This window comes from Protofrankia symbiont of Coriaria myrtifolia (assembly GCF_900634755.1).
In the GTDB taxonomy this organism is placed as follows: domain Bacteria; phylum Actinomycetota; class Actinomycetes; order Frankiales; family Frankiaceae; genus Protofrankia; species Protofrankia coriariae.
In genome coordinates, this window is record NZ_CAAAFS010000245.1 from 24,487 (window position 1) to 47,349 (window position 22,863).

18 protein-coding genes are annotated in these 22,863 nt (G+C 69.9%); 13 read left to right on the forward strand and 5 right to left on the reverse strand.

All coding sequences use genetic code 11. The features are described 5' to 3' along the window. Positions 1-258: nuclear transport factor 2 family protein (locus CM1CMNOD_RS13800; protein WP_165490476.1), on the forward strand; the 258-nt coding region annotated here is incomplete at its 5' end. 506 nt (positions 259-764) lie between these two features. After that, positions 765-1,397, forward strand: coding sequence for a TetR/AcrR family transcriptional regulator (locus CM1CMNOD_RS13805; RefSeq protein WP_013874216.1), 633 nt, complete (start codon positions 765-767; stop codon positions 1,395-1,397). A gap of 12 nt (positions 1,398-1,409) precedes the next feature. On the opposite strand, the gene CM1CMNOD_RS13810 is transcribed toward CM1CMNOD_RS13805, so the two are convergent. After that, positions 1,410-2,972 (reverse strand): class I adenylate-forming enzyme family protein, encoded by a 1,563-nt coding sequence (locus CM1CMNOD_RS13810; RefSeq protein WP_050803546.1) that lies wholly within the window; start codon positions 2,970-2,972, stop codon positions 1,410-1,412. 100 nt (positions 2,973-3,072) lie between these two features. On the opposite strand from CM1CMNOD_RS13810, the gene CM1CMNOD_RS13815 reads away from it, so the two are divergent. The 8 genes from CM1CMNOD_RS13815 (at position 3,073) to CM1CMNOD_RS13850 (ending at position 11,092) form a co-directional block, all read left to right on the forward strand. Beyond that, complete coding sequence (locus tag CM1CMNOD_RS13815; protein ID WP_013874218.1) at positions 3,073-4,233, forward strand: PucR family transcriptional regulator; 1,161 nt, start codon at positions 3,073-3,075, stop codon at positions 4,231-4,233. A gap of 85 nt (positions 4,234-4,318) precedes the next feature. Then, positions 4,319-5,887, forward strand: a complete 1,569-nt coding sequence (locus CM1CMNOD_RS13820; RefSeq protein ID WP_131774017.1) for an amidohydrolase family protein — start codon at positions 4,319-4,321, stop codon at positions 5,885-5,887. 190 nt (positions 5,888-6,077) lie between these two features. Continuing rightward, positions 6,078-6,812, forward strand: a complete 735-nt coding sequence (locus CM1CMNOD_RS13825; protein ID WP_013874220.1) for an enoyl-CoA hydratase/isomerase family protein — start codon at positions 6,078-6,080, stop codon at positions 6,810-6,812. Next, complete coding sequence (locus CM1CMNOD_RS13830; RefSeq protein WP_013874221.1) at positions 6,809-7,306, forward strand: MaoC/PaaZ C-terminal domain-containing protein; 498 nt, start codon at positions 6,809-6,811, stop codon at positions 7,304-7,306. Before CM1CMNOD_RS13825 ends, CM1CMNOD_RS13830 begins: the two co-directional genes overlap by 4 nt. Further along, positions 7,299-8,540, forward strand: coding sequence for a thiolase family protein (locus CM1CMNOD_RS13835; RefSeq protein WP_013874222.1), 1,242 nt, complete (start codon positions 7,299-7,301; stop codon positions 8,538-8,540). Before CM1CMNOD_RS13830 ends, CM1CMNOD_RS13835 begins: the two co-directional genes overlap by 8 nt. After that, positions 8,537-8,947, forward strand: a complete 411-nt coding sequence (locus tag CM1CMNOD_RS13840) for a Zn-ribbon domain-containing OB-fold protein (RefSeq protein WP_013874223.1) — start codon at positions 8,537-8,539, stop codon at positions 8,945-8,947. Before CM1CMNOD_RS13835 ends, CM1CMNOD_RS13840 begins: the two co-directional genes overlap by 4 nt. A gap of 151 nt (positions 8,948-9,098) precedes the next feature. Further along, the gene (locus tag CM1CMNOD_RS13845) at positions 9,099-10,271 is read left to right on the forward strand and encodes a thiolase family protein (protein ID WP_013874224.1); all 1,173 of its coding nucleotides are present in this window, start codon (positions 9,099-9,101) and stop codon (positions 10,269-10,271) included. Between the two features lie 2 nt (positions 10,272-10,273). After that, entirely contained in the window at positions 10,274-11,092 is an 819-nt protein-coding gene (locus tag CM1CMNOD_RS13850) for an enoyl-CoA hydratase/isomerase family protein (protein WP_013874225.1), read from the forward strand. A gap of 67 nt (positions 11,093-11,159) precedes the next feature. Here CM1CMNOD_RS13850 and CM1CMNOD_RS13855 read toward each other — a convergent pair whose 3' ends face one another. Beyond that, positions 11,160-13,829: a sensor histidine kinase gene (locus tag CM1CMNOD_RS13855; RefSeq protein ID WP_013874226.1), complete on the reverse strand. Its 2,670-nt coding sequence runs from the start codon at positions 13,827-13,829 to the stop codon at positions 11,160-11,162. A 332-nt stretch (positions 13,830-14,161) separates the two neighbouring features. On the opposite strand from CM1CMNOD_RS13855, the gene CM1CMNOD_RS13860 reads away from it, so the two are divergent. The 3 genes from CM1CMNOD_RS13860 (at position 14,162) to CM1CMNOD_RS13865 (ending at position 19,406) form a co-directional block, all read left to right on the forward strand. Next, positions 14,162-14,800, forward strand: a complete 639-nt coding sequence (locus CM1CMNOD_RS13860) for a hypothetical protein (RefSeq protein ID WP_013874227.1) — start codon at positions 14,162-14,164, stop codon at positions 14,798-14,800. Positions 14,801-15,351: 551 nt separating this feature from the next. Continuing rightward, the gene (locus CM1CMNOD_RS23690; RefSeq protein ID WP_258165200.1) at positions 15,352-15,483 is read left to right on the forward strand and encodes a hypothetical protein; all 132 of its coding nucleotides are present in this window, start codon (positions 15,352-15,354) and stop codon (positions 15,481-15,483) included. A gap of 149 nt (positions 15,484-15,632) precedes the next feature. Next, positions 15,633-19,406 (forward strand): DUF2232 domain-containing protein, encoded by a 3,774-nt coding sequence (locus CM1CMNOD_RS13865; protein ID WP_165162723.1) that lies wholly within the window; start codon positions 15,633-15,635, stop codon positions 19,404-19,406. A 96-nt stretch (positions 19,407-19,502) separates the two neighbouring features. Here CM1CMNOD_RS13865 and CM1CMNOD_RS13870 read toward each other — a convergent pair whose 3' ends face one another. The 3 genes from CM1CMNOD_RS13870 to CM1CMNOD_RS13880 all read right to left on the reverse strand — a co-directional run bounded on the left by CM1CMNOD_RS13870 (position 19,503) and on the right by CM1CMNOD_RS13880 (position 22,688). Then, a complete protein-coding gene (locus CM1CMNOD_RS13870; RefSeq protein WP_165001716.1) occupies positions 19,503-21,632 on the reverse strand; it encodes a putative bifunctional diguanylate cyclase/phosphodiesterase in 2,130 nt (709 codons plus the stop codon). Positions 21,633-22,010: 378 nt separating this feature from the next. Beyond that, positions 22,011-22,481, reverse strand: coding sequence for a bacterioferritin (bfr, locus tag CM1CMNOD_RS13875; protein WP_013874230.1), 471 nt, complete (start codon positions 22,479-22,481; stop codon positions 22,011-22,013). An 18-nt stretch (positions 22,482-22,499) separates the two neighbouring features. After that, on the reverse strand, positions 22,500-22,688 hold the full coding sequence (locus CM1CMNOD_RS13880; protein WP_013874231.1) for a (2Fe-2S)-binding protein: 189 nt from the start codon (positions 22,686-22,688) through the stop codon (positions 22,500-22,502). Positions 22,689-22,863: the final 175 nt, after the last annotated feature.

Sequence of the window (22,863 nt, forward strand, 5' to 3'; positions counted from 1 at the left end):
GCGGCCCGGGGAGCGGGCAGTCGGCATCTCGTTTCCTCGGTGGTTGTGGAGCCTTCGGCCACCGGCGCCTCGGGCAGCGCGTACGTGCAGGTCATAAGCATCGACGCGGACACGGTACGGCTCGTCGTCATCGGCCGCTATCACGACGAGTTCGCTCGTTCCGAGGGCCGCTGGCGGTTCCGTTCGCGCCGCTTCACGTCGTTCACCAGCGCCGGGCTGACGGGCGCGACCATCGCGGCCGCGGCGGAAGCGGGCTGATCCGACGGGCCTGGCAACAGACCTGCCACCGTCTGCCGAACCAGCGGGACGGCGTGGAGGAAGCGCCGAGGCAGCTCAGTCGAGGAAGATCGACAGCCGGAGGCAGGTTCGGGCACGGTGCCTCCGGCGCGCAGATTGGGTACCCAGTGTGCCGCGCACTCCATGCGGCGGATGCGGGCTGAAGAGCCGGCGTTCACCCGTAGAAGACGGTCAGCCACGTATCGGAACCGGCCCGCTCGACATACAGTAACAGTTACGAAACCACGACGGTCGCCACGAGCGCAACCTGTCGGAGGGGGGATCCTGTCGTTCGCGATCGTCATCCCCCGTGGGGGACAGATCGACGAAACAATTGTTTGTTGAATAGGTCACATCATCGGTACCAAATGACCGTTTTGCCTGCTTACGAAACGGACAAGGCGGACAAATTTTCCAGTTCTCCGGCGATATCGGACCGGCGCGACCGTACGATCGGATCTGGATCAGGACTTCGGGGAGGCACACGGGTGGCTAAGCAGCGGGAACTACGGGTGACCAGACAGCGAGAACGCGGCACTCGAGCGGCCTCGGGGCCTGTGTCGGCCGAGCTCATCGAGCGGGAGGCCATCCGCCTGTTCGGCGAGAGGACGTATCCGGTCGTCGGGATGCGGGACATCAGCGACGCGGTCGGAATCCTGCCCGGCAGCCTGTACGTCCACATAAACAGCAAGGAAGACCTGCTGATCAAAATTGTCGAACGGGGCATCCGAAGCTATCTGGACGCCATCGCGCCGATAGCGGAGTCAGAACAGTCCGCAACGATTCGACTGCGAGAAGCGATCAAAGCGCACATGCTGGTCCTCGCGACCGCCCTCGAGCAGACGCGGGTGAGCTTCCACCAGTGGACCTACCTGAGCTCCGAGCACAAAGAACGCGTCATCCTGATGCGGCAGCGCTACGAGGAGCTCTTCAGCAGAATCCTGAACGATGGCATCAGCTCCGGAGAGTTCCGGGACCTCAGCAATCCCCGCATCGCCGTACTCGCCCTGATAGGCATGCTGAACTCGGCGACGGAGTGGTACTCCCCTACCGGCCCGCTCAGCCCCGAGGCGCTCAGCGAGGTCCTCGCCGACAACGCTCTGATCGGACTACAGAAATGACCGCCCGCCGCATCACCCCGATCCGGAGAACTGTTCGCGCAGCTGCCGCTTGAGGACCTTGCCGTAGGCGTTGCGCGGGAGCGACTCCACCCACACCACCCGCTTCGGCACCCGGTAGCCGGCCAGCCTCGTCCGGCATGCGGCCAGCACCGCGTCGCTGTCACGGCTGTCGTTCGCCGACACCAGTACGGCGGTCACCGCCTCGCCCCAGATCCGGTGTGGCAGCCCGATCACGGCCGCGTCCTTCACCCCCGGAAGATCGACAAGAACGTCCTCCACCTCACGGGCATAGACATTCGACCCACCGGTTACGATCATGTCCTTCTTCCGGTCGACGATGTACAGATAGCCGTCGCCGTCGAGGTAGCCGATGTCGCCGGTGTGCAGCCAGCCGCCGGCCATCGTCCGCGCGGTGTCCGCGGGCCGGCCCCAGTACCCGTTCATGGTCTGGGGAGCGCGCGCCACGATCTCCCCGGCCGCGCCGTCGGGCAGGGTCGCTCCCGCGTCGTCGACGATGCGCAGCTCGACCCCGGGAAGCACCCGCCCAGCCGAACGGACCAGCGGCGAATCAAGATTCCCCAGCGCGTGCAGATGGTCCTTCTGGTCGAGAACCGTGAAGAACATCGGTGATTCCATCTGGGCAAACGACTGGATCAGACGCCCGGCGAAGACCTCCGTCGCCTCCCGCATGGTCTCCGGGTCGATCGGGGAGCCCGCGTAGTAGAGCCGGCGCAACGAGGCCGGAACCGTCCAGTCCGGTGGCCGCGCGTCCAGCAACATTCTGATCATCGACGGCACCATGAACATCCCGGTGACGCCGTGCTCGGTGAGCAGGCGCAGGGCACGCCCGGCGTCGTAGGAGTGGCACAGCAGACTGTGGCCGCCGAGCAGCAGCGTGGGCAGGAGCAGGAAGCCCGCCCCGTGTGTCAGGGGAGCAACGTGCAGCGTGACCTCGTCGTCGCCGAGCCCGAGCACCCGCACCGCGGTCTCGGCAATCCTGAGCCAGGAACGGTGACTGAGGACGACCGCTTTCGGTGAGCCGGTCGTGCCGCTGGTGTACATCAGGCTCGCGGGGTCACCATCGGCCCGCGCGACCGGCCGCGCAAGCGGTTCGGCGCGGGCGGCCAGCGCCGTCAGCCCGCAGTCCGCGTCGTCCCGCGCGTCGGCGTACACGATCGTCAGCCCGGGCAGCCGCGACGGATCCGGGAGCCGGTCGCTGAACTCGCTGGTGGTCACCAGCACCCGGCTTCCCGAGTCGGTCAGCATGTGCAGGTAGTCCGCGGGTGTCAGCCGGACGTTGAGGGGGACGGCGACCAGCCCGCCCGCCGTGGCACCGAGATACGCCTGGACGTACGCGTGGCTGTTGTGGAGCAGCAGCGCGACCCGGTCGCCGGGCTCAAGACCGAGCCCGAGCAGTCCGCCGGCCACCGCGGCGACGCGTTCGACCAGCTGCGCGTAGGTCGACGTGGTGGCACCGACGGCATCGTCGAGATCGGTCAGGCAGGGCCGGTCGGGATGCCGCCGGGCGGCATCCCAGAGAACCTGGGCCGCCGTGATCTGATCGCCGTCAGCCATAGCGATGAGACTAGGAAACACGGCACGTCCGAAGATATGGAGAATCCATGGAAAACGGGGACCAGTATTAGGAGCCTTCTCCAAGATCGAGGTGGTGCCGATGCCTGATGCCAGTGGCAGCCTGCTGGTCACGACCGCGCAGCGGCTCCGCCAACGCACCGACGATCTGGTCGAACGACAGCTGAGCGCGCTTCGGACGCTGCGTTCCTACGACCGGGTGCCCGACGACGACCTTCGCCGGTCGTGCCGGCGCAACGTCGCCCGGGTCGTCGCGGTCCTCGAGCGGCGCGACCAGCTACCTTCGGAGATCGAGGAGGACGAGCGGGCCTCCGGCCAGCGCAGGGCGTTACAGGGCATCCCTTCCGAGGACGTCGTCGAGGCATACCGCAGGGTGCTCAGCGTGCTGCGCGACGCGTTCATCGAGGAGGCGGTGGCGGCCGGGGCCGACCCGTGGGCCGTGCTCACCGGGGCCCGGCAGCTGTGGGACCTCACGGACCGCTTCAGCAGCGTCCTGGTTTCCGCGCGCCAGCAGGTGGAGATCGACGCCGCCCGTCGCGACGAGCGCCACCGGATGGCGTTTCTGCACCGTATCCTCACCGGCGGAGTCGACCCCGCCGAGCTTGTCGAGGGCGGCGCGATACACGGCATCCTGCCCGACCGGGAGTACTGGGTGCTGCGCTGCCGGCAGCGCCCGGACGGGGTGCAGCGACTGATCCGGCAACTGGAGTCGGCCGGCATCGGCGTGGGTTTCCGGCCACTGATCACCATGTTCGACGACGACGTGGTGGGGATCAGCGCGATCCGTCCCGTTCCACACGACGATGCCGTGATCGCGGTTGCCGGGCCGGTGACGCTCACCGGTGTCCCGCAGGCGTTCGCCGAGGCCACCCGGGTGCTCAATGTCGCCGTGCGCTACCGCCGTACCGGTGTCGTGGACAGCTCGTCGCTGTCGGTACGGGCCGCGGTCGAGCAGCAGGGCGAACTCGGCGAACAGCTGTTCCGCCGTTACATCACCCGCCTGAGCGGCCGGAGCGGAAGCGCGTCGGCCGAGATACTCGAGACCGTGCAGACCTACCTGCGCGAACGCCGGTCGGTGGCAGCGGTCGCACGGGCGCTGTCGATCCACGAAAACACGGTGCGTTACCGACTGGAGCGGTATCAGACGATCACCGGCGCCGACCTCGCCGACACAGACGCCCTCGTCGAGGTCTGGTGGGCGCTGGAGTACGCCAGCATCCGGCCGACGGGCCCCGGCGCGTAGACCGCGTCCGAGGGTCGCTTGGTTGACGGGCGGGCACCACCATGGAAACTTTGCAACAAACAGTTGTTTGTATCGGAGGGCGACAATGATCGACGGAGCCGTCGTGGTGGATGCCGTGGTGCATCCCTACAACCTCGCCCCGGCGAACCAGAACCCCAAGGCCCGCGATCAGCTCGAGGCGGTCTATGGCGCGCACGTCCTCGCGACCGACCAGAACCGTCCCGAGTACCTGCTCACCCACGACGAGTTCTTCTCCGACTTCCCCTTCGAGGCGATCGCCGACTCGCTGTTCGTCGAGAGCCCGGTCGACCTCGCGGTCATCCACGCGCTGCCCAACCTCGGATTCGCCCGCGGCCACGTGACCGCGCCCGAACGCGCCGCGGCGTTCCGGGACCGCTACCCCGACCGGTTCCGGCTGTTCGCCACGGTCGACACCCCGATCACCCAGCTGGAACAGCAGGTCACCCAGTTCGGCGTCGACGGGCTGAAGCTGTATCCCGCCTTCTTCTACGACGATGTCGGCAGGGGCTGGCGGCTCGACGACGCCGACTACGCCACCCCGCTGCTGGAAGCCGCCCGCGACCTCGGCATCCGCAACGTCGCGGTGCACAAGGCACTGTGGCTGCCACCCGCCCCGCGCAGCGCCTTCAGCCTCGACGACCTGGATCTCCCGCTGGAACGGTTCCCCGACATCAACTTCCACGTGGTACACGCGGGCGCGGCCTTCCTCGAGGAGACCGCGACACTGCTGCGCCGGCACCGCAACCTCTACGCAACCCTCGAGTCCGTATTCGCCTACGTGGTGGTCAGGCCGCTCGTGTTCGCCAAGATCCTCGGCACCCTGCTGCGGGCCTGCGGCGCCGACCAGCTGATGTTCGGCAGCGGCTCCAACCTCTCCCACCCGGCTCCGCTGCTGGCCGCGTTCGACGGTTATGAGCTGCCGGACGACCTGGTGGCCGAGCACGGCTATCCCCAGCTGACCGCCGAGGACCGCCGAGGACCGCCGAGGACCGCCGAGGACCGCCGAGGACCGCCGAGGACCGCCGAGGACCGCCGAGGACCGCCGAGGACCGCCGCAGGATCCTCGGCGGGAACGCGCTGCGCCTGCTCGGCCTCGACGCAGCCACCGTTACCAGCCGCGTCGCGGACGACGAGTTCGCCCGCGAGCGCCTGCGCGGTGTGGCCCGGCCCTGGGGACAGCTACGCACGGGCGCGACAGCGGTACGGGGATGAGCCGCCGGGCAGGGCGTGCGCACAGTCGTCCTCCGAGGAACGGGGACGACGGCGCGGCGCGGAACCGACGGAGCGGATCGGGGGCCCTGTGAACCGCACGGAGACGGCGGCACCCACCGAGGAGCGGATCCGCGAGGCGCTGCGCTCGGTCCCCGAGCCGTGCGGCCTGCTCATGCGTACGCCGATCGACATCTGCGAGATGGGGCTGGTCGACGAGATCGAGTGCCACGCGGGGAACGTGCGGGTGGTGCTCGTCCTCACCGACACCTCCTGTGTGCACTTCTCCGGCCTGAAGCGTTACATCACCGATGTCCTGACCGCGCTGCCCGGCGTCGAGTCCGTCGAGGTCACGGTGTCGACGACCCAACTGTGGACGCCGGACCGCCGGCAACCGGCACCGGGCTCGCCGCACCCGCCCTGAAAACGGACCGCCCGACGACGCACCGCGCACCGCCGGCCGGCGCGGCCGCAGCAGGGAGGCCCCGTGCTCCGCTCCGTGCGGGATCCGGGTTCACGGAACACCTCGCTTGTGGGCACGCGACACCCCTGCTAATGTTGAACAAACAATTGTTTCGGAAAGGGTAAAAATTATAGCATATATCACCCCGCTATTGGACGACTACGCGAAGAAATACCAGAACATCCGCCTCGAACGCAAAGACGGAATCTTAGAACTGACCGTCCACAGCGAGGGAAAGAGCCTGGTGTGGACGTCCAATGCCCACGACGAGCTGGCCTACTGCTTCGCCGACGTCGCCTGCGATCCCGAGAACAAGGTTGTCATCATCACCGGCGCCGGCGACTCGTTCTGCTCGGAGATCGACTTCTCGAGTTTCGGCCTCTCGACCGCGATCGACTGGTCGCAGATAATCTTCGAGGGCCAGCGGCTGCTGAACAACCTGCTCGACATCGAGGTTCCGGTGATCGCCGCTATCAACGGCCCGGCCACCATCCATCCGGAGATACCGGTCCTGTCCAACATCACGATCGCCGCGGACACCACCACGTTCCGGGACTCCCCGCATTTCCCGTCAGGCATCGTCCCCGGTGACGGGGCGCACGTGACATGGACGCACGTGCTCGGGCCGCAGCGCGGCCGCTACTTCCTGCTCACCGGCCAGGAGCTCGACGCCCACCAGGCGCTGGACTACGGCGTGGTCAACGAGGTGCTCCCGGCCGAGCAGGTCCTCCCCCGCGCGCGCGAGATCGCCGAGAACATCGCGGCCAAGCCACCGCTGGCCCGCCGCTACACCCGGGTGGCGCTGACCCGCGAGCTCAAGCGGCTCATGCACGAACAACTCAGCCTGGGCCTCGTCCACGAGGCGCTCGCCGCGCTGTCGCTATGAGCAGCACGACGCTCTCCGGTTTCAACCGTCTCAGGCGGTACTTCGAGGACTTCGCCGTCGGGGATGCCGTGCGCACCCCCGGCCGCACCGTCGACATCGGAGACATCACCACCTTCGCCGGTCTGACCGGGGACCACTACCCGTTGCACGTCGACGAGGAGTACGGCCGTACCACCCGCTTCGGCGGCCGTATCGCGCACGGCCCGCTCACCTTCGGCTTCGCGGTGGGGCTCGTCGCGCTCTCGGGCTTCCTCGGCGAAGCGATCGTGGCCTTCCTGGAGTGCCAGCACCTGCGTGCGCTGGCGCCCGTGCATCCGGGCGACACGCTCCAGGTGCACGCGAAGGTCGTCGAGAGCGAGACCGGCAACAACGCCAGATACGGGACGCTGCGCCTCGACTACAGCGTCATCAACCAGAAGGACGAGGAGGTCATGCAGTTCCGCATGGTCCTGCTCGCCCGCCGCCGGCCACCCGTGGAGAACAACGGTGCCTGACAGTGATCCCGCTTCCGATGCCGCGCCGAGCGCCCTTCCCGACCGCGGCTCGCCGGAGGAGGCCGTTTTCGTCGGTCTCGGTGAGCTGCCGTCCGGGCGCTACCCGGACCGCCCGTTCATGGGGCAGCTCGTGCATGCCGCGGTCGCCGCGGTCCGCGACGCCGGGCTCACCGTGCCCGACATCGACACCATCCTGCTGATCCCGTGCCTGCACTCCTTCGCGGACCAGGCTGATCTGATCTTCTCACGGCTCGTCGAGGAACTGGGGCTGCACGGGCGGGCCAAGAGCAGCTTCATGCTGCACTCCGGCGGATCCACCAGCGACAACACGATCCGTTCCGCCGCGGGGCTGATCGCCAGCGGGCACGCGCGCAACATCCTGATCGTGCAGTCCGAGAAGTGGGGTTCCGCGCCGGTCGGCGAGATGATCGACATGCTCACCGCCAACGGCATCCCCCGCGAGTGGGAGAAGCTCTCCGGGCTGACGTTCAACGCCGTGGGAGCACTCATCACATGTCGTTACATGGCCGCGAGCGGCTCCACCGCGGCGGACATGGCGTCGGTCTGCGTGGCGCTGCGCGAGTGGTCCCGGCTGAACCCCAACGCGATGTACAGGGACAGGACGCTCACCGTCGACCAGGTACTGAACTCGAAGATGGTGACCGACCCGCTGCACGCACTCGAGTGCCCCATGCTCGCCGACGGGGCCGTCGCGTTCGTCATGACCAGTGCCGAGAACGCCCGCCGCGCCGGTAGGGACGCATGGGTGCGCATCGCCGGATCCGGCGGCTGCGTCTCCCACTACAGCATCGGCCAGGAGGCCGACCTCGCCGTGCTCGGCTGGGCGAAGGCCGGGGTGGACGCGTACGAGCAGGCCGGCTGGGGCCCGTCGGACGCGGATCTCGCCGAGGTCTACGACTCCTACGCCGCGGTGCTCACCAGCGGCCTCGAAGGGCTCGGGCTCGCGCCGAAGCACGCGGCGGCCCGGATGTTCGCCAGCGGCGAGTTCTCACCTGGCGGACGGCTGCCGGTCAACACCAACGGCGGGCTGCTGTCCGCCGGCCACACCGGGGTCGGCGGCGGCAGCGCGCTGCTGGCGGAAGGGGTGCGCCAACTGCTCGGCAGGGCAGGCCCCGAACGCCAGGTAGCCGGCGCCACCCGGGCGGTCTGCGGCGGCACCGGCGGGACCTACATGGACAGCCAGGTACTGCTGCTGGAGGGGGTGGCCCGGTGACCGAGACCGGCATGGAAGCGCTCACGGAGCCGTACTACGAGGCCCTGAAACGCGGTGAACTCGTCGTCCAGCACTGTAAGGCGTGCAATCACAACATCATGTACCCTCGCCATCTCTGCCCGTTCTGTTACGAAACAGATCTGAGCTGGGTCCCGTCGTCCGGCAGGGGTGTACTGCACAGCTTCGCGGTACAGCGGTTGGGGCCGCCCAGCGGATTCGAGAACGACCTTCCCTACGCGGTCGGGGTCGTCAAACTCGACGACGGTGTTCAGCTGCTCGGCCGGCTGTGGCCCGACCCCGACGGCGAGTGGAGCGGCTATTCCTGTGACGGCCGGGTCGAGTTCCACGGCGCGGACGCCGCCGAAATCGCGCACCGGCCCGTTCCCTGGTTCCGCCGGGCCGACTGAGAATCCGGGATTTCCGCCCGCCCCGTGCCGGTCCGCGGCGGTCCGGAAACCGCGGGCCGGTATTTCGCCGGCGCGGACGTTGGACAGAACCGGCGACGCTGACGGCGAGGCTGACCGGCCAGCCTGACCGGCGAGAAAGGGTGCGCTCATCATGGGCAAGGTACGGATCATCGGTGTCGGTATGATCCGCTTCGGACGGGATGTGCACCGCGGTGAGCGGGCCATGGTCGAGGAGGTCGTCGATCTCGCGCTGAAGGACGCGGGGATCACCGCGTCCGACGTGCGGCGCGTCTTCTCCGGCAACGCGGCCGCGGGCCTGGTGTCCGGGCAGGAGATGATCCGCGGGCAGGTGGCGCTGCAGGGCACCGACCTGGCCGGGGTTCCTCTGGTCAACGTCGAGAACGCCTGCGCGTCCAGCAGTTCGGCCGCCAACCTGGCGTTCGAGGCCATCCTGTCCGGTCGCTGCGACGTGGCGCTGGTCATCGGTGTCGAGAAGCTCTCGCACACCGAGAGGTCCCGGGCCTTCGACGCCCTGCAGGGAGCCACCGACGTGTCGGCCGTCTCCCCCGCGACGGACGGGCCGGCCACGAACTCCGTGTTCGTCGACGTCTACGCCCAGGAGGCCAGGAAGTACCTGGCCGAGTACGGCGCTACGGTCGCCGATCTCGCCGCGGTCGCGGTCAAGAACCGTCGACACGCCTCGCTCAACCCGCTGGCCCAGTTCCAGAAGCCGCAGACGGTCGAGGAGGTGCTGGCCGGGCGCGTGATCGTCGACCCGCTGACCCTGCCGATGTGCTCTCCGACGACGGACGGAGCCGCCGCCGTCGTGCTGTGCTCGGACAGCTACGCCCAGCGGCTGGATCGGGCCGGGTGCGAGATACGCGCGACCCGCCTCGCCGCCGGTGCCGGGCCCGGCTCGCAGCCGGTGGCCGTCGCCGCGGGCGCGGCGTTCGACGACGCCGGCCTCGGGCCCGACGACCTCGACGTGCTCGAGCTGCACGACGCCGCCGCGCCCGCGGAGATCCTTCAGTACGCCGACATCGGCCTGTGCGCGCCCGGCGAGGGGCACCTGCTCGTGCGCTCCGGCGCCACCGCCCTCGGGGGGCGGCTGCCGGTGAACGTCAGCGGCGGGCTGCTCAGCCGCGGGCACCCGATCGGGGCGACGGGCTGCGCGCAGCTTGTCGAGATCTACGACCAGCTCACCGGACGGGCCGGCGGCCGGCAGGTCGAGGGGGCCCGGGTGGGCATGGCTGTGAACGCCGGCGGCTGGCTGGCGGGTACCTACGCGGCCGTGGTCGCGACCATCCTTGAGAAGGCGGCCTGACAATGGGCAAGCGAGTCGATCTGGAGACCCTTTTCCACGAACGGGTGGCCGACGGGGTCGTGGTGGTGACGCTCAATCGTCCGGAGCGCGGCAACGGCGTCGTGCCGGAGCTCGTCCGCGACCTGCTGGCGGCGCTGACGACGCTCGAGGCCGACCGCACGGTGCGCTGCCTGGTCCTCACCGGTGCCGGCCGGCAGTTCTCCGCCGGCGCCGACCTGAAGGCGATGCGGGAGTACATCGACCACCGGCTCGCCGTCGAGCAGGAGCCCTACAACGCCCGGGTGCTGTTCCCGGTCACCCAGCGGATCGTCGCCTCGCGGCTGCCGACGATAGCGGCGATCAACGGCGGCGCCACCGCGGGCGGGCTCGATCTCGCCCTGGCCTGCGACCTGCGGATCGCCTCGACAGCGGCCAGGCTGGGCGAGACCTACATCAACATCGGGCTGCCGCCCGGCAACGGCGGGACGTGGTTCCTGCCCAGGCTCCTCGGCTCCGGCCTCGCGGCCGAACTGGCCCTGACCGGCGAGCTGCTCGACGCCGCCCGCGCGCTCGAGATCGGACTGGTCAACCGGGTGGTCGAGCCCGACAAGCTGATCCCGGCCGCCGTCGAGCTGGCCTCGAAGATCGCGGCGAAGTCCTGGCGGGCCGTCGAGGCGACCAAGCAGGCGCTGCGCTCGACCTGGCAGGTCGATCTCGCCACCGCGATGACAACCAGCTACTGGAGTGTGGCGGCGCTGCACCACGGCCCCGACCTGTCCGAGGGCATCGACGCCTTCCTGCAGCGCCGTCCGCCCGTCTTCAACCGCCCGGCCAGCCCCTGACGGAAACACCCGCGCCAACTGCCCACGCACACGGCGAGGCGGTTTGGAACCGACCTGAAATCCCAGATCACCCGCTGGGAGGAGCGGCGGGGACCGGATGCTGGACGGACCAGGCGGCGGGCAGAGTCAGAACCATCGTGAGCCCGCCGCCGGGGGTGTCGTCGGTGACGAGGGAGCCGCCCATGGCCTCGGCCAGGCCGCGGGAGAGAGCGAGGCCGAGCCCGACGCCGGTGGTGTTGTCCCGGTCGCCGAGGCGCTGGAACGGCTGGAAGACCCGGTCCCGGTTCTCCACCGGGATACCGGGCCCACGGTCGATGACCCGCAGCTCGACCCTGTCCTCCAACGCGCTCGCAGTGATGACGGGATGGGTCCCCGCCGGGGAGTGGCGCAGGGCGTTGGCTGCGAGGTTGACCACGATCCGCTCCAGCAGCGCGGGGTCGGCGTAGATGTCGGGCAGGCCGTCCGGCACCTGGATCTCCACCGTCCGCCCGGGCAGCCCGAGCTCGTCCAAGGCGTGCGGAACGACGTCGTCGAGACCGGTCTGGCGGGGGAAGACGCTGAGCACGCCGGCCTGCAGCCGGCTCATGTCCAACAGGTTGTCGACGAGCCGGGTGAGCCGGTCCATGGACTCGTCGGCCGTGGCCAGCAGCTCCGCCTGTTCGTCCGGCGTCCAGGTGACGTCCCGGCTGCGCAGGCTCGTGACGGCCGCCCGGGCCGAGGCCAGCGGTGAGCGCAGGTCGTGGCTGACCGCGGCCAGCAGAGCGGTGCGCACCCGGTCCGCCTCGGCCAGCGGCCCGGCTTCGGCTGCGGCCTCGGCAAGCCGGCGCTGCTCAAGGGCGAGCGCGGCCTGCACGGCGAACGCGGCGAGTATCCGGCGGTCCGCGGCCGGCAGCGGGCGTCCGCGTAACACCAGGGCGAGGTTGTCGCCGACCGGCACGTCCACGTCGCCCTCCTCGGGGCGCGTACACGGGTCGAGGCCCACACTGTGGACGGCACGCCAGCCACGGCCGCCCGGGAGCAGCGGCCTGTCAGCGTCCGCGGCGGTGGCTGTCCGCGCCACACCCACTCCCCCGCCGCTCCGCGCGTTCTGCCCGTTCCGCTCGTTCCGCGTGCCGGGCCCGCTCTGCCTGCTGTCGTCCGTGCGCTCGAGGAGGGTCGCGGCCGTCATCCCGAACGTCTCCCGGACCCGTTCGAGCAGGGCCGGCAGCGCGTCCTCACCACGCAGGACGCTGCCGGCGAGCACCGACAGGGTGGCGGCCTCGGCGGAGGCCCGCACCGCCTGGGTGTACCGGCGGGCGGCAAGGTCGACCACCCTGCTGACCATGATCCCAACGAGGACGAAGGCGACCAGCGCAAAGACGTTGTTACGTTCCGCTATCGTCCAGCGGTGGTGGGCGGCGAAGAAATAGTAGTTCAGCAGCAGAGAGCTGGCGACCGCGGCGAGCAGCGCCGGCCAGAACCCGCCCACCAGCGCGGTGATCACCACCGCCAGCAGGTAGACAAGGACGTCAGTGGTCACGTTGAGCGAGCCCCGGGAGTTCGCGAGCCCGATCGTCAGCAACGGCAGGACGATCGCGGCCATCGCGGTCGCGATCAGCCGGCGCCGGGGCCGCAGCCCGTGGGCACGGCGCGGCAGGCGCCATCCCCGGCCGGCCTCCTCGTGGGTGACCATGTGGACGTCGATCGACCCGGACAGTTTCGTGGTGGTAACGCCGATCCCGGGGCTGAGCACCTGGGCGAAGCGTCCCCGCCGACTGGCCCCGAGCACCAGCTGGGTGGCGTTCTCCGCGCGGGCGAAGTCCAGCAGTGCGGCCGGGACGTCGTCGCCGATGACGTGGTGGTAGGTGCCGCCGAGGTCTTCCACCAGCGCCCGCTGGCGGGCCAGCGCCCGGGGGTTCGCCCCGGTCAGCCCGTCGGAGCGGGCGACGTGCACCGCGAGCAGGTCGGCGCCCTTGCCGCGGTCGGCGATCCGGACCGCCCGGCGGATCAGCGTGTCGCCCTCGGGCCCGCCGGTGAGGGCGACGACGACCCGCTCCCGGGTCTCCCAGGTGCCGGATATCCCGTGTTCGGCCCGGTACCGGTCGAGCTGTTCGTCAACCTTGTCCGCTACCCACAGTAACGCGATCTCCCGCAGTGCGGTGAGGTTTCCCACCCGGAAGTAGTTCGACAGCGCCGCGTCGATCTTCTCAGGGGCGTAGATGTTGCCGTGGGCCATCCGCCGGCGCAGCGCCTCCGGCGCCATGTCGACCAGTTCCACCTGATCTGCCTGGCGGACGACCTCGTCGGGCACCGTCTCCCGCTGCGCCACCCCGGTGATCGTCTCGACCACGTCGTTGAGCGACTCCATGTGCTGGATGTTGACGTTGGAGATGACGTCGATGCCCGCGTCGAGGAGCTCCTGGACATCCTGCCAGCGCTTCGCGTTACGGCTGCCGGGGACGTTGGTGTGCGCGAGTTCGTCGACGACCGCGACCGCGGGCCGGCGCGCGAGCACGGCGTCGACGTCCATCTCGGTGAACGTCGAGCCACGGTAGGAGATCTCCTGGCGCGGGACGACCTCCAGCCCGTCGAGCAGCGCGGCCGTCCTGGGACGGCCATGGGTCTCGACGAAGCCGACGACCACGTCGGTGCCCCGGTCCCGACGCCGGTGCGCCTCGTCAAGGGCGGCGAACGTCTTGCCCACGCCCGGCGCCGCACCGAGGTAGACCCGCAGAGTTCCCCGACTCACGACGTCCATCGTGCGCCGTCCCCGCCATCGTGGCCATACCCGCGCCAGACCCCGTACCGGCGGCGGGCGGGCACCGGTACGGAATCAGGCGGGCCGGCCGGGGTGTGGGGCGAGGCCGGCCGGGACACGTCCCGCGGCTCCGAACACAAAAATTATGATGTACCGCCCTTTGCTACTTTGACATTTCAAATTAATACGTTAGACGTTTCAATGACCTGGAACGGTTCATACGGTTACACCAGCAGCATTGGCGACCGGAAGCAGCCGAAGTAGTGAAGAAAGTTAGGTGAGCTGCGTTATAAACGGACTCAACGGACGAACGGGCGATTACCGTATCGGCCATGGCGCCAGCGGGACTTTCCTGGCAGACGCTGCACGATGTCGGTGCCCTCGCATTGGTCGACACCGATTCGCAACGAGCTGCCGCGGTCGTACGACCATGCACCCCTGAACTCGACATCACCGACATCGTGGAAGCCGAACGCCTGGTCCAGGCGTGGGTGAACGCGACCACCCGCCAGGAGGCGGAGGCGGCCCTGGCCACGCGCCTGCGGGTCGACGCCGTGCGCCTCCTGCAGTCGCTGGGCTGGTTGCTGGCGATGTGGGCGGTGACCCTGCATCTGCGAACCGGTGAACAGCCCCACATGGTCATCCGGTCGTTGACCTACCGCGGGGTGTGGCGCGGTGCGCAGGCACCCCTTTCCGAACATGTGTGGGAGTCGCTCAGTGAGCGGATCCGCGTCGGCGCGCTGGCCGCGCTGACCGGGGACGCCGAAATCGCCAGCGCGTTCCGGCAGGCGGTCCAGCGGCCCGCGGGCATCGCCGAGGTGCTGTTGCACCACGCCCTGGTGGTGATGGACGATCTCGCTCGCAGCATGCACGCCATCGGTGTCGACCCGACCAACCTCGCCCAGACCCTGGCCGTGTACACAGCGCAGCCGTCCGCCCTGCAACCCCCCTCCTTCCGTCCGTTGAAATGAGCACCTGAAATGGGAGCACCGCAGTTGACGTGAGCGGTGCGGTGGCCACGCGCCCGGACTGTCCGGCCCGGGCCCACCCGGAGATGGTCATCTCCTGACAGCAATGACCATCTCCGGGTGGAAGCGCCGCCCGGCAGAAGCGCCACGGCGGCACGGGCCAGCTTCGGCGCTGTCCGGTGTCCCGGGGCATCCCGACCGCCCCGGGGCATGTGGTGTCGAGGCCGATGGTGGGTATCGTGTCGCCAGGCCGCCTGCTGACGATGCCGTTGGCAGTGCTGATGTGGCAGTACCGATGGCAGTGCCGACCGGGCGTCCTCTGGTGGCGGTCAGCGGTCGACGGTTCGGCCCGTGGGCGGGTTACCCGCAGGCGTACGTTTCCCTACCATCCACGGCCGTCCGCGCGGACGACACAGAGCATCCATGATCTTTGTCGCAGGCGGCCCGGGCTTCAGGCCGGGCGGTTCGGACACCCCGCAGGTTCCATGCGACAGTTGGATGTCCGGTGCGGCACGCATGGGGGCGGGTGGATGAGTGGAGCGGCAAGTGGGCCCGTGGGAACCAGCCAGGGACCAGGCGGGGAGCGGGCGTGTTCCCCGCTCACCACGGTGACGCCGCAACTGTCCACCGGACGCACCTGCCCGGTCACGATCACCGACGAGAGCACCACCGGACCGGAGAGCTGACGGTGACCACCTTGTCCGACCCGCCCACGGCCGGCTCCCTACCCACCCGTTCCGCGCCCATCGGTTCAGCGTCCATCGGTTCAGCGTCCATTGATTCCTCGCCTGCCGGCTCCGTGCCTGCCGGCTCCGTGCCCGCCGCTGCCGCCGGAGTGACGCAGCCAACCGGGACACCGCGGGCCCGGCAACGGCTGCGCACGGTGGAGATCGTCGAAGCCGCGCTCCTGGTCGATCTGGTGATCGCGATCTGTCTGGTCACGCGCTTTCTTCCCTTCGGCTGGCTGCTCACGATCGTCGCGACGGTTCCCGCGGCGACGCTTGCCGCCCGATGGCGACTGCGGGCGGCCTGGACGGCGATGGCCGCGGCGCTGGCGGTGGCCGTCCTCATCGGCGGCACCGGCTTCGCGATCACGATCACGTCCTGCATGATGATCGGCACGCTGCTGGGCATCGCGCACCGCCGTCGCTGGGGTCTCGTGCGCACCACGGCGATCGGTCTCGTCACGCTGTGGGCGCCGGTGGCGCTCGGCATGAACGCGCTGTTCTGCGTGCTCACCGATCTACGGGCGCTGGTGCTCGCCGAAATCGTCAACAGCTGGGACGGGGCCCGCAGCAGCCTCGTCCGCGTCGGTGTCGACCCGGACAGTCTGGGTCTGGGTACCGCGGACGCGCTCGTCCGGTGGGGTGCGGTGCACTGGTGGGTGCTGCTGCCAATCGCACTGCTGGCCAACACCGCCGGCAATGTGCTCGCCGCGGCCGTGGTCACCCGCCCGGTGCTGCGCCGGCTCGCCGTCGGCGCTCCGGAAGCCCGGTCCGACCACCCGAACGCGCCCATATGGGCGCCGGCACCGGTGCCGGCAGCGGCGTCGACGCGCCGGAAGCCGGCAGGTCAGGGGCATCCGGAACCGCCGCCGGCAGAGCAGCCGCCACATCCGCTGCCCGTCCGCCTGGAATCCGTCACCTACCGCTACCCTCATGTGACGCGGGATGCGCTGCGGGACGTGTCGCTGACGATCCGGCCGGCCGAGTTCGTGGCGATCGTCGGCGGCAACGGTTCGGGGAAGTCGACGCTCGCCCGGATCATCAGCGGCTGGCATCCCACCGACGGGCAGGTACTGCGGCCCGGCGACTGCGCGCTGGGCCGCACCGGCGGCACCGCCATGATCTTCCAACGGCCGGAGTCACAGGTCCTGGGAGTCCGGGTCCGCGACGACGTCGTCTGGGGCCTGCCCGACGGCGGCGCCACGGTCGACGTGGAGACCCTGCTGAAGCGGGTCGGGCTCGCGAACGTCGCCGACCGCGAAACCGCCACACTCTCCGGTGGGCAGCTCCAACGGCTGGCGGTCGCGGCCGCGCTCGCGCGGGCGCCCCGGCTGCTCGTCTCCGACGAGTCCACCGCCATGGTGGACGCCGAAGGCCGTGACCAGCTCACCGACCTGCTGGCGCGGCTGCCCGACGAGGAGGGGGTCGCGGTCGTTCATGTGACCCACCACCCGGCGGAGGCACGGCGGGCGCACCGCCGAATCGTCCTCGACGCCGGCCGGCTGACCTCGGTGGGCGCTCCGACGGGCGATATCCCGTGCGTCTCTCCCTGGCGCCCGCCGCGGGCCCGGCCGCTGCGGTCCGTCTCGGCAGCCCTCCCGTCGCCCACCCCGCCGGCCGGCTCGGCGTCCGGCCCCGCTGGCAGACCGACCGCACCCGGCGCGCCTGCCACACCCGACACGCCAGGCGCGCCCGTCACATCCGATATGCCCGCCGCGTCCGCCATGGACGATGCGCCCAGCGCGGGCGGCACGTCCACCGTGGCCGACGCGCCCGGCAGGCCGGAGGACCGGGCTGCGGGCCAGGCTCTCCCGCTGGATCCGGCCACGGTCATCCCCGCCCCACCGGCTCCGCCGACCGCCGCTGTTCCGCCGCTGGCCGCCGCTGTTCCGCCGGCTGTCTCCACGCCGCAGGCTCCGCCGAGCACCCCGGCTTCACCGACCGGGCCGGACAGGCCAGCCGTGTCCGTCGCACCAGTGGCATCGGTCGCATCGGTGGCACCGGTCGTACCCGCCGGGCAGCAGCCCGCGCGGCCAGCCGCGCTGGTCCGCCTCGACGGGGTGGGACAGGTCTACTCGCCCCGGTCACCGTGGGCCCGCCGGGCGCTGCGCGACGTCTCCTTCTGCCTGGACAGCGGTGAGGCGGTGCTGGTCCGCGGCCGCAACGGCTCGGGCAAGTCGACGCTGGCCGCCGTCCTCGCCGGTCTGCTGACCCCCTCGGAGGGCGCGGCCTACCTCGCCGGCCGGCCGCTGACCGCCTGCCCCGGCGAGATCGGGTTTGCCGTGCAGCACTCCCGGCTGCAACTGTTGGCGCCCACCGTGGGCGCTGACGTGTGCGCGGCGGCCGGCGTGGACGCGGCCGCCGCCGACGAGGCCCTGGCCGCGGTCGGGCTCGACCCGGAGCTCTTCCGGGACCGGCGGGTGGAGGACCTCTCCGGCGGGCAGATGCGCCGGGCCGCGCTCGCCGGGCTGATCGCCTGCCGGCCTCGGCTGATGATCCTCGACGAGCCGCTGGCGGGCCTGGACGCCTCGTCCAGCCGGATTCTGATCGACGTCCTGGTGAATCTGCGAATCCGGACCGGCCTGACGCTGGTAGTGGTCTCCCACGACTTCGACGACATGGCCTGTCTCACCGAACGGATGCTCGTCCTGAACGGCGGACGACTGGTACATGACGGACCGTTCACCGACAGCATCACCGACGGCACGCTGTGCCGCCCGCTCGCGCCGCTGCCTCATCCGCGGCCGGCAGGGGCTGGCGCGGAGGCCTGCCTCCTCGACGACGACCTCAATCTCGACGACGACCTCAATGACGACACTTTTAGTAATCATGATGATGCTTTCCACATCCAGGATAGCACTGCCCAGGTCGGCGCCAGCGGTACCGGCAACAGCGGTACAGACAGTGGCGGTAGCGGCGACGGGCATGTAGACGATGCCGGGCGCCCGGGTCGCGTACCAGCACGGGGACCGGCGGCCGCGGCCCCGCAGCCGCCATCGGGCAGCTCGGGAAACAGGAGCGCGCGTGGCCTGGCCGACCGCTGCCGCGGCCGATTCTCCCAGCGGCGGCCGGCCAGACACGGACGCCGTACCGAGCCGAACCTGTTGCGCTACATCCCCGGTGACACCCCGGTGCACCGCCTGTGGGCCGGCACGAAACTGATCATCATGGCGCTGCTCGACGTGCTGGTCGCCGTGCGGCCGTCCTGGCCGGTGATCGGAATGATCGTGGGATTCGTCGGCCTCTCCATGATCATCGCCCGGATCCCGGTCGGTGCGGCCCCGCGCCTGCCCCGCTGGTTCTGGTACGGCCTGCTGATCGGCGTGCTGCTCACCGCCCAGTCGCACGCGGCACCGTTCGTCACCGTCGGTGGTGTACGGCTGTCCGTCGGCGGCATGCTGGACTGGCTGCGGCTGACGTCGGCGTCCATGACGATGTTCGCCGCGGCCGCGCTGCTGGGGTGGACCACACCGCTGTCGGAGCTGGCGCCCGCCCTGGGCCGGCTGCTGGAGCCGTTGCGCAGGCTGCGGCTGCCGATCGACGAGTGGGTCGCGACGGTGGCACTGTCCATCCGCTGCCTGCCGCTGCTCGTGGACGAGATCCGCATGCTGCTCGCGGTCCGGCGGTTGCGGGTCGGAGCGCGGCCACCCTGTCGCCGGCTGCCGGGCCGGCTCGCGGCGTTGCCGCTGCACGCGCGATCGATCACCGAGCTGTTGTGCACGGCGATCGTCACCTGCCTGCGCCGGGCCGCGGAGATGACAGAGGCGATCGCCGCCCGTGGCGGGTTCGGCGCGGTCGCGCACCAGCCGGCGCGCCCGCGGCGGGTGGACGCAGCGGCGCTCGCGGCCCTGGCCGGGCTGGCCGTGGCGGCCTTCCTGGTGTAACTCCGCCCCGCTGTGGCCCCACGCGCGTCCTGGCCAGCCGGATCCTTTCCCACCAGGCCGGGCCAGGCCTGCCGTCAGCCGGGGCAGGCCCTGCTGTCAGCCGAGAAAGCTGTTGAGACCGGCCTCGTGGGTCTGTGGATCCGCGTCGGACGTCCCGGCCAGCAGCTCCGTCAACGGGCGGGGCGGCCCGAGGTGGAAGCCCTGCGCGTAGTCCACCCCGAGGTCACGCAGGGCCGGCGCCAGCGACTCCCGGTCGATGCTCTCGGCGATGGTGTACATGCCCAGGCAGCGGGCGACGCGGACCACCGCGTCCACCAGCACCGCGTCGGCCGGGGAGGTGTCGACGTGCCGCAGGAAGTCGCCGTCTATCTTGACGTTGGTGAAGGGCAGGTTCCGCAGGTAGACGAACGATCCCAGCCCGACCCCGAAGTCGTCCAGGGTGAACCGGCAGCCCGCGCCGGTGAGGGTTTCGGCGAGCTGGCGCACCGCGTCCGCGGCGGCGACCGCCACGCTCTCGGCGATCTCGATACCGAGCTGGGACGGGTCGACCCGGGCCGCGCGCAGCTCGGACAGGACGAAGTCGGCGAAGCCTGCGTCCTCGACCGACCGGCCGGAGATGTTCACGTGCAGGCGCAGCCGCTCCCCCCGGGCGGCGACGGAGGCGAGCGCGGCCACCGTCTGCTGCACCACCCAGCGGTCCAGGCTCAGGACCAGGTCGCTGTGCGCGAGCACGCTCATGAACTCGGCCGGACCGATCTCGGGATGCTGGCCGTCGTGCAGCCGCAGCAGCACCTCGTATCCCTGCACCTCGTGCGAGGCCAGGTCCACGATGGGCTGCACCTGAAGGGTCAGCAGGCCGGCGTCGAGGGCGTCCCGGACCCGCTGCACCATCAGGGCACGGCGGGTGAGGTACTCGTGCCGTTCCGCGGTGAACAGCTTGGCGCAGTTGCGTCCGGCCTCCTTGGCCTCGGTCAGGGCGAGCCCGGCATGGGCGAGCGCGGTGTCGCAGTCGCCCACGGCCGACAGCGGCACGACGCCGACAGTGACCGTCACCCGTACCGCGAAACCGTCCACCATGATCGCATATCGGGCGACCTGCTCACGCAGGGTGTCCGCGACGGCCAGCGCCTCCAGCCCGTCGCCGCTGTGCAGGACCACCGCGAACTCGTCGTCACCGAGCCTGCCGATGGCGGCGGCCGGGAGCGTCTCCGCCAGACGCTGGGCGACCGAGCGCATCACCGTGTCGCCGACCGAGTGGCCGCGCAGGTCATTGACGATCTTGAAGTTGTCGATGTCGACCAGCAGCAGCGCGCCGGTGCGGTCGACCCCGGTGGCCAGCCGCTCGGTCAACAGGACTGTCACCGCCCGCCGGTTGAGCACCTCGGTGAGCGGCTCGTGCACGGACACGTGGGCGAGCTCGTGGCGTATCCGGACCAGCTCGGTGACATCGTGGGCCGTACCCATGATCCGGATCGGCGTGCCGGAGTCGCCGGTGAGGACGTCCCCCCGCCATTCCAGCACGCACTCGGTCACCCGGTCGGCCAGATACATACGAAGGGTGACCTCGACCGGGGTGACGGTGGTGATCGCCTGGTCGAACGCGTCCTCGACCGTCGCCCGGTCGTCGGGGTGCACCAACAGCCGGAAGGCGTCGTAGTCGATCCGGGTGTCCGTCGGATAGCCGAGCATGGCCAGCAGCTCGTCGGACCACTCCATCTCGTTGGTGACGAGGTCCCATTCCCAGATACCGGTACGGGCGATCGTCTCGACATGACGCAGCCACCGCTCGCGCAGCCGCAGCGTCTCCTCCTCGTGGCGCCGCTCCGTGACATCAGTGATCTCGTAGAGGACGAAACTGTCGGCAATCGTCTGCCCGAACCCGGCGGGACGGCCGCCGATCAGGGTCCGGGCCCGGACCTCCAACCAGTGGGTAGTGCCGTCCGGCGCCTGCCACTGGGCCTGCCGGGACCCGGTGTCGGGGACGACCCCGGTCAGCGGCAGCCCGGCCTCGGCAACCGCCACGCGGGCGGAGTACACCGGATCGGCGTCCGACTCACCCCACGGGTAGCCGCCGTCCGCCGTGCCCGCCGGCCCCACGCCACTGTGCTCGGTGGCGTCAGCGCTGTCGCGCCCGACGTGATCACGCACGGTACCGGCGACATCGTCGTACGCGGCACCACCGCCGGTGGCCACCAGATCGAGCAGGGCTCGGTTCGCCCAGACCACACGACTGTCGGACGTTACCACCAGTAGCCCAGTGGATACCACGTCAGCCACGGAGCCGGCCATGCTAGCGACCAACGGATCTCCTCGCGCCTGTCAGCCCGGTGCACATCTCGGCTGGTCACGCTATCTTCATGGATCGCATGGCCTTCCCGATCGCATGGCGAGTGTAGCGGCAGGCAGGTGCGTACAGAACGTCAGGCCGTGGTAGCGGGTGTGTCTTCCGACGCCCGGGAACTCCTGGCATCCAGCGGCACGAAAAACCATGATCGAATCATCCGCGCCCCATTCGGCCCATCGACAATCGCGGGCCGCCGACAGCGCGCAAAGTCATGATCGCGCCGCCTTCGGCCCGCGGTGGTGGTTGCGTCGGCAGCGGCGTCAGTCGTGGATCTGCTGGGCGAGATAGTGCGCCTCGCCGAGCTGGGAGACCAGTTCGAGCTGGGCATCCAGCCAGTCGATGTGCTCCTCCTCGGAGGTGAGAATGTCCTCCAGGAGGACAGCGGATCCGACGTCGTCACGCGAGCGGGTCAGGACAATCCCCTCCCGCAGCAGACCGCATGCCTCGATCTCGTGCGAACGGTCGGAATTGAGCTGCTCGACAGCGGTTTCACCGACACGAAGCGTATTCAGCCGCTGGAGGTTGGGCAGCCCACCCAGGTACAGCACGCGATGCACCAGCTTGTCGGCGTGGCGCATCTCGTCGATCGACTCGTCGTAGGTATGCTTGCCCAACCGTCGGTAACCCCAGTTGAGCTGCATCCGAGAGTGCAGGAAGTACTGATTGACGGCCGTCAGCTCATTCGTGAGGACGCGGTTGAGCAGTTCGACAATCTCCGGATCGCCCCTCACGTGAAAACCTCCGCTATGTCAGCCCGATGACACAACCGGACAGCCACGGCGGTAATCCGTCAACAGTTCCTCGATCTCGTCGAGGCATCCACCGCAGCCGGTGCCCGCGGCACAGACGTCACCCACCTCGCCTGTGTCGCACGCGCCCGACTCAATCACGCCGCGCAACGTCCGCTCGGAGACAGCAAAGCACGAACAGACCAGCACCGCACCTCACCACGCTCTGGAGAGAGCACCCCGTCCCATATTCCGGAACCGGCAGCTCGCGACTGCCGCATACGGTCGGATCAATGACAGCGAGTGCTCGTAGCTAAGTTAAACCTTCCCTAATAAAGACCTGACACAAGAATCCCACAGGGACAGATCGGAGGCAAGCAGGGAC

Coding starts and splice junctions, on each gene's coding strand:
- CM1CMNOD_RS13810 (WP_050803546.1), bottom strand. CDS start 2,972: ATGGCTGACGGCGATCAGATCACGGCGGCCCAGGTTCTCTGGGATGCC.
- CM1CMNOD_RS13815 (WP_013874218.1), top strand. CDS start 3,073: ATGCCTGATGCCAGTGGCAGCCTGCTGGTCACGACCGCGCAGCGGCTC.
- CM1CMNOD_RS13820 (WP_131774017.1), top strand. CDS start 4,319: ATGATCGACGGAGCCGTCGTGGTGGATGCCGTGGTGCATCCCTACAAC.
- CM1CMNOD_RS13830 (WP_013874221.1), top strand. CDS start 6,809: ATGAGCAGCACGACGCTCTCCGGTTTCAACCGTCTCAGGCGGTACTTC.
- CM1CMNOD_RS13845 (WP_013874224.1), top strand. CDS start 9,099: ATGGGCAAGGTACGGATCATCGGTGTCGGTATGATCCGCTTCGGACGG.
- CM1CMNOD_RS13850 (WP_013874225.1), top strand. CDS start 10,274: ATGGGCAAGCGAGTCGATCTGGAGACCCTTTTCCACGAACGGGTGGCC.
- CM1CMNOD_RS13855 (WP_013874226.1), bottom strand. CDS start 13,829: ATGGACGTCGTGAGTCGGGGAACTCTGCGGGTCTACCTCGGTGCGGCG.
- CM1CMNOD_RS13860 (WP_013874227.1), top strand. CDS start 14,162: ATGGCGCCAGCGGGACTTTCCTGGCAGACGCTGCACGATGTCGGTGCC.